Source organism: Barnesiella sp. CU968 (assembly GCF_905219685.1).
GTDB lineage: Bacteria > Bacteroidota > Bacteroidia > Bacteroidales > Muribaculaceae > Lepagella > Lepagella muris_A.
This window is the reverse complement of the sequence record NZ_CAJMXD010000174.1, coordinates 1-6,010: the sequence shown is the minus strand read 5'-3', so window position 1 is coordinate 6,010 and position 6,010 is coordinate 1. Positions and strand designations below refer to the sequence as shown.

The following is a 6,010-nucleotide window of genomic DNA, read 5'->3' as shown; positions in this document are numbered from 1 at the left end:
GCTCCTTCTTCGGAATCATGAAATCATCTCAAAATCTCCTAAAATTTAATATAAGCTAATTTCCAACACTTACTTAGGAGTAATAAGTTTGCACAAGTTTACTGCAAAGATAATAAAACTTCGTAATATTCAATCATTTTTTAGTAACTTTGCAATTTATACGCGCAGTTTAGGGAAATCTGCTCATGAGCGCGTTAATAACTTAGATAGAAATTACAAATGGAAAAAAAGAAACAATCAGATAAAGAGTTGATTTCGGCTGAAGCGGAGATTATTGACAATAAAATCCTGCCGGAGGCTGTGGAAGTTATGGCGGAGGAGGTTCCCGAACTGAAAACTTTTGCGGATCTTGGAGTGGATGAAACGTTTCTGCGAGGGATCTCTGAGATGGGTTTTGTACATCCGATGCCTATACAGGAGATGGTGATTCCACATCTTCTTGAGAAAGAGGGAGATGTTGTGGGTCTTGCGCAAACCGGAACCGGCAAGACCGCAGCATTCGGTCTGCCGGTGCTTCAACGCATAAATGTGGAGTTGTCTGTGCCACAGGCACTTGTTATCGCTCCGACCCGTGAATTATGCCTTCAGATAGCTGGGGATCTCGCGGATTTCTCTAAATATGCCGACAGAATAAAGATTCTCCCGGTGTATGGAGGTTCGAGCATAGAAAGCCAGATCCGCACTTTGGGCAAAGGCGTTCAGGTCATAGTGGCAACTCCGGGCAGACTTATAGACCTGATCAAGAGAGGAGTTGTGAAACTCGACAATGTGCACACGGTCATACTTGACGAGGCAGACGAGATGCTGAACATGGGGTTCCTTGATGATATCGATGAAATCCTGTCGCATGTTCCGGAAGACCGCAAGATGCTGATGTTTTCGGCAACAATGCCCAAAGAAATATCGCAGATAGCAAGAAAATACATGCGAGACGCTGTTGAATTCGTTGCCGGAAACCGCAACGAGGGGTCGAAGAATGTGCGGCATATCTATTATATGGTCAAGGCACATGACAAATATCTCGCGCTCAAAAGGGTGGTTGACAACAGTCCCAACATCTACGGCATAGTTTTCTGCCGCACAAAGAAGGAGACTCAGGAGGTTGCCGACAAACTCATCGCCGATGGCTATAATGCAGATTGTCTGCACGGAGACCTTTCGCAGGCTCAGCGGGATCTTGCAATGAAAAAATTCAGAGACCATGTGACGCAGCTCCTGATAGCGACCGATGTCGCTGCACGCGGGCTTGATGTGGATGACCTTACGCACGTGATAAATTTCGGTCTTCCCGACGATGTGGCGGTCTATACGCACAGGAGCGGTCGAACAGGTCGTGCCAACAAGACAGGAGTCTCGGTAGCAATTATACACTCCCGCGAGAAGCACAAGATAAGGCTCATTGAAAACAAGATAGGAAAGGACTTTGAATATCTCAAGGTTCCGACTCCGGAACATATTATTGAGAAACAGCTCTATAATCTTGCCGACCGCCTTGAGCGCGTAGAGGTCAATGAGAGTGAGATCGGGAAATACCTTCCCGGTGTCCGCAAGAAACTTGAATGGCTTTCGGAAGAGGATCTGTTGAAACGAGTGCTTTCGCTTGAATTCAACCGTCTTCTCGCATATTATCAGAATATGCCCGATATCGATCTTAACGAATCCGACAAGGGGAAGAAAGGTAGAAAGGAATCCGAGCCGCGTGAGAAGAAAGACAAGGATCGCAGAGAAGCCGAAGATGGATATGAAAGGCTGATGGTCAACATCGGTAAGTCAAACGGTTTCTTCCCCGGCAATCTCATGGAGCTTGTCAACAAGAACGTCGCCGGTCCGAAACCGGTCATAGGACGTATAGATCTGTTGCCCGGATATACGCTGTTCGATGTGCGTAAGGATGATGCGCACAGAGTGCTTGATGCTTTGAAACATGCAGACTTTTTCGGAGACAAGATATATGCGGAGGTTGCCACAGACCGTGACTACTCCGCTGAATCCAAAAAAGCGAGAAGAGGCGGAAAGAAATATTCCAAAGATAAGGATGAGAGCGCGGGGAGAGGATCTTCAAGCCGTGGCGAGAGAAAATCCGCATCGCAAAAGAAAGATTCCAAATCAAAGAGAAGCAAGAATCGTGATGCCATGGATGACTATATCGTGGATTTTGTTTCTTCAAAACTGAATAAAAGCAAGGATTCGAAAAAAATCAAGGATTCGAAAAAAAGTAAGAAGGAGAAGAAGGGGAAATCTTCTAAGAAGCCGAAATATAACGGCAACTATGATATTTTTATGAAATAAATGTATAAGTATGAAAGGGGTCTGTATACTTGTAATTTTGATGGTGTCGGCATTGTCAGCGAACATGCGGGCAGAGATTGTGGCACACGATACGATTACCGCTTCGGAGGCGTTTGTTGAGTTGCCGATATCTGTGCTTGACCTTATCGACAAGTCAAGACGCATGGATATGCTTGACTATTACGCTGCCGACAGCATCGCAAAAATACCGAATGTCATGGAGGGCTTGTCTTTTCTTGACAAGGTTACTCGCGATTACGTTAAGGCTAATCTGACTCCTGTTTCGACAATCACGGTCAAAGTGCTTCCTTTGAAACGGGGAGAAGTGGTCATGACCGCCTATACGATCGGCGACAAAGACCAGGCTTATGACACGGAACTGCGGTTTTACGATTCCAATTACACTGAGCTGAAAACCGCAAAGTTCATAAAGCCTGCCACTCTTGATGATTTTTTTGATTATCCTGATAAGGAGTCGAAGAAGAGAGTGGCGGAACTTGTGCCATTCCCCACTGTGCGCTATGAGCCTGATGTAAACGGAACGGGGATGAGTGCCGAACTTACCGTCGGGCAGTTCATGAGCGCCGATGATTATGCGAGTATAAAGCCGTTGCTGAAACCCCGGCTGCACTACAAGTGGACCGGCTCCAAATTCAATTTGGAGAAATAATTGAAATAGATTAATTTTGCAGAAACATAGGCTGTTTGTGCAGCTGTTTCTCAAATACACAACACTACCAACATTATGGAACGCAAAGTAAGAGTACGTTTTGCCCCCTCTCCAACAGGACCGCTTCATATCGGCGGAGTCCGTACGGCTCTGTATAATTATTTGTTCGCACGCGCCAACGGCGGCGACATGATACTGAGAATTGAAGACACAGATTCGCGCCGTTTTGTGCCCGGTGCGGAGGAATATATAAACGAATCTCTCGCATGGCTCGGAATCGGCATAGACGAAGGTGTGCGCGAAGGCGGCGAATTCGGTCCCTACAAGCAGAGTCAGCGCAGAGACATATATCGTGAATATGTAAAAATACTCCTCGATTCAGGCAAAGCCTACATCGCATTCGACACACCTGAGGAGCTTGAGGCAGCCAGGACTGCCACTCCAAATTTCCAGTATGACGCTTCTACACGCGGCTCAATGCGCAATTCATTGACCATGTCTGACGAGGAGGTCAAAGCCCTTATAGACGGCGGCACGCAGTATGTGGTGCGGTTCAGGATAGAACCCGACAGGGAAGTCCGTGTAAATGACCTGATACGCGGAGAAGTTATTGTGAATTCTTCTATTCTTGATGACAAGGTTCTTTACAAAAGTGCTGACGATCTTCCCACATATCATCTCGCCAATATAGTAGATGATCATCTCATGGAGGTGAGTCACGTGATTCGCGGAGAGGAATGGCTGCCGTCTGCGCCGTTGCATGTACTTTTGTATGAGGCTTTCGGCTGGAGTGACACGATGCCCAGGTTCGTGCATCTGCCGTTGTTGCTGAAGCCCGTAGGCAACGGGAAACTTTCAAAAAGGGACGGTGACAAACTCGGGTTTCCTGTATTCCCGCTTGAATGGCACGATCCGAATTCCGGTGAAATCTCGTCCGGCTACAGGGAGAAAGGTTATCTTCCGGAAGCGGTGGTGAACTTCCTTGCGCTTTTAGGCTGGAACCCCGGGGATGATTCGGAGCTGATGGATATGGATGAACTGGTAAGAAAATTCTCGTTTGATCATTGTTCCAAGGCAGGAGCAAAGTTCGATTATCAGAAAGGGATATGGTTCAACCATGAATACCTGATGAAAAAGGATAACGATGAACTGGCTGCTCTGTTTATGCCTGTTCTTGCAGAGAAAGGCATTTCAGATTTCTCTTCGGATTATGTGGCAAAAGCTCTCGGAATGGTGAAAGGGAGAGCCAATCTGATTCCTGATCTTTGGAGTCAGGCTGATTTCTTCTTCGTTGCTCCTGTGTCTTATGCCGAAAAGGATGTCAGGAAACGGTGGAGCGCTGATACACCCCGCATTATGGAGGAGCTGATTGTCATATTGGAAGGAATTGAAGACATGACTTCGGCAAATGCTGAAAAAATAGTGCTTGACTGGATTTCAGAGAAAGGTTATCATTTGGGTAATGTCATGAACGCATTCCGTCTTGCTGTTGTCGGAGCATGCCGCGGTCCGCATATGTTCGATATAACAGAACTCATGCCCAAAAACGAGGTAATTGACAGAATTAGGAAGGCAATCGAAACTATACCGGCACCCGAGAAATGAGACTACCACATCCTAAAGAGGTGAGGGGATTCCTCGCCGAAGGTTGTCGGCAACTTTTGGAGAAGCCCCTGTATTCAGGGGCTATTTCCGCATTTGGGGTTGGCGTGAAAGTTGCCGGCTTTAAAAATTCCAAGGCTCGTCTGCTTAGTGAAGGGCAGAAGGAGATCTGGCGCCGTCTCGATGAATCAATCGAGGCAGATGCGCGTTATATATGGGTTCATGCCGCCTCGCTGGGTGAGTTCGAGCAAGGACGCCCCATTATCGAGAAAATAAGGAAAGAGCGTCCGGAATATAAGATTCTTCTGACTTTCTTCTCTCCATCGGGATATGAAGTCCGTAAGAATTATAGCGGTGCGGACTGTGTGTGCTATCTCCCGTTCGACACCCCCGGCAGAGTGCGTCGCTTTATTGACAAGGTTAATCCGGAGATTGCCATATTCGTGAAATATGAATTCTGGCGCAATTATCTCCACGAATTGTGGCGCCGCCAGATTCCCGTTTACCTTATAAGTGCCGTTTTTCGTCCGGATCAGTTTTTCTTCAAGCGTCGCAGTGCCTGGTACGGATACTGGCTAAAATGGTATACCAGAATTTTCGTTCAGGATGAACGTAGCCGTCAGCTGCTGCATTCCATAAGGGTAGACAGTGTGGATGTGTGTGGAGATACCAGATTTGACAGAGTGTCGGACATCAGAGCCGCGAGAAAACCGATTCCTTTGATAGAACGTTTTGCCGGCACTCCCGGAAAGAATAAAGTGATGATGGCAGGGAGCAGCTGGCCTGAAGACGAACGTATCTATGCCGAATGGTTTGACAGACACCCGGAAATCAAACTTGTGATTGCTCCGCATGAATTTGATAAGGAGAGACTTGATACATTGGTGTCACTTTTCAAGAATGGAGCAGTGCTTATGAGTGAGGCTCAGAAAGACGAGGCACTTCTTGACGGGAAACAGGTTCTTGTGATCGATTGCTTCGGACTGTTGTCTTCGGCTTATGCATATTGCAATGTGGCATATGTCGGCGGTGGTTTTGGAGCCGGACTTCACAATATAAATGAAGCTGCCGTATATGATGTGCCCGTTTTTTACGGACCTAATAATGAGAAATTCATTGAAGCAGGTGAAATGGCATCGTCAGGGGGTGGAATCCCGATTGCTTCGAAAGAGGACTTCGAGCGCATGGCGGATATTCTTTTTTACAATGACAGGGAACGCGAAACCCGCGGACGCAATGCCGGTGACTATATACGCGCCAAAATAGGCGCAACAGATAAAATTTTTGATATTATATTTCCATCATGAAATCTAAATCGTTAAAACTCATCGCAATTGCAATGACGGCAGGGTCGTTGATGGCATCTGCCGCCGGACTACAAAAAACATTGACCATCAATACATCCAAAAAAGGTGCGGAAATTCCGAAGACGATGTACGGTCTTTTCTA

At 46.7% G+C, this 6,010-nt stretch carries 4 protein-coding genes; all 4 read left to right on the top strand.

Going from position 1 to position 6,010, the window contains the following annotated elements:
- Positions 1-330: 330 nt before the first annotated feature.
- Entirely contained in the window at positions 331-2,289 is a 1,959-nt protein-coding gene (locus JX312_RS07945; protein ID WP_124029985.1) for a DEAD/DEAH box helicase, read from the top strand.
- 10 nt (positions 2,290-2,299) lie between these two features.
- On the top strand, positions 2,300-2,959 hold the full coding sequence (locus JX312_RS07940) for a DUF3256 family protein (protein WP_124029872.1): 660 nt from the start codon (positions 2,300-2,302) through the stop codon (positions 2,957-2,959).
- Positions 2,960-3,031: 72 nt separating this feature from the next.
- Positions 3,032-4,564: a glutamate--tRNA ligase gene (gene gltX, locus JX312_RS07935; RefSeq protein WP_204457632.1), complete on the top strand. Its 1,533-nt coding sequence runs from the start codon at positions 3,032-3,034 to the stop codon at positions 4,562-4,564.
- Positions 4,565-4,632: 68 nt separating this feature from the next.
- Positions 4,633-5,868, top strand: coding sequence for a 3-deoxy-D-manno-octulosonic acid transferase (locus tag JX312_RS07930; RefSeq protein ID WP_370541488.1), 1,236 nt, complete (start codon positions 4,633-4,635; stop codon positions 5,866-5,868).
- Positions 5,869-6,010 lie beyond the last annotated feature (142 nt).

Coding starts and splice junctions, on each gene's coding strand:
- JX312_RS07940 (WP_124029872.1), top strand. CDS start 2,300: ATGAAAGGGGTCTGTATACTTGTAATTTTGATGGTGTCGGCATTGTCA.